This is a genomic window from Candidatus Symbiopectobacterium sp. NZEC135, from assembly GCF_025962695.1.
Genome location: NZ_JAGFPF010000912.1, coordinates 1 through 848, shown reverse-complemented (window position 1 = coordinate 848; position 848 = coordinate 1). Strand labels below are relative to the sequence as shown.

Here is an 848-nt window from a genome sequence, read left to right as displayed (position 1 = left end):
GTTAAGAAAGTAATTCATTGTTAGCATTAAAACTCAATAGGTTCAGCACGCCTTAAGAATATTGCAGCAGTAGAATGTATTATGCCCCTGCATATCGATACGCCCGAATATCGGTGGTGACACTCGGGCAATATGTTCATCATCTGGTGCTTTGCTTGTTGTTGTCCTGATAACGCGTGATTACCATTGTTTTGAAGCCTGGGCCACCACCTCGGCACTCCAGTCTACGAAGGCGCGCACGGCCGGGGAGAGGTGCCGACTGTATGAATACAGTACTGAAATCGGCTCCGGTTCGGCATGCAAACCTTCGAGTACGCGGATCAACCGCCCTGAGGTCAGGTGTTCGCGCACCATGTAGCTGGCCACGCGTATCAAGCCCAAGCCGGCGATGCCGGCATCCACGTAGGCGTCGGTATCATTGACGCGAATACTCTCCTTCATGCCTATCGCGGCCGCCTGTGCGCCGTCCTGAAATTGCCAATGGGCAAAGCGCCCTGCGTGGCCGCCGAGATAGCCTACGGCGACGTGCTGTTTCAATGCTTGCAAATCGCCGGGTGTGCCATTCTGTGCGAGGTAGTCCGGGGCCGCACAGACGATCCAGTGGAAGTTGCCGATGCGTCGGGCCACCAACTGTGAGCTGCGCAGGGCACCGGTGCGAATGACGCAGTCCAGGCCCTGTTGTACGACGTCCACGGTGGTGTCAGACAGGCGCAGATCCAGTTCGATCTGCGGATAGCGGCGTGTGAACGCTGGCAACGCAGGAATGAGGCAATGTCTGGCTAGCGATGAGGTGGTACCAATCTTGATGGTACCGCGCAGCGCTTCGGCCCGCTGGGATGCCAGTGCCT

At 57.0% G+C, this 848-nt stretch carries 1 protein-coding gene; it reads right to left on the bottom strand.

The window, feature by feature from the left end:
- Nucleotides 1-180: 180 nt before the first annotated feature.
- Nucleotides 181-848 (bottom strand): LysR substrate-binding domain-containing protein (locus J5224_RS31395; RefSeq protein WP_264628904.1); only part of this gene is annotated, 668 nt, incomplete at its 5' end.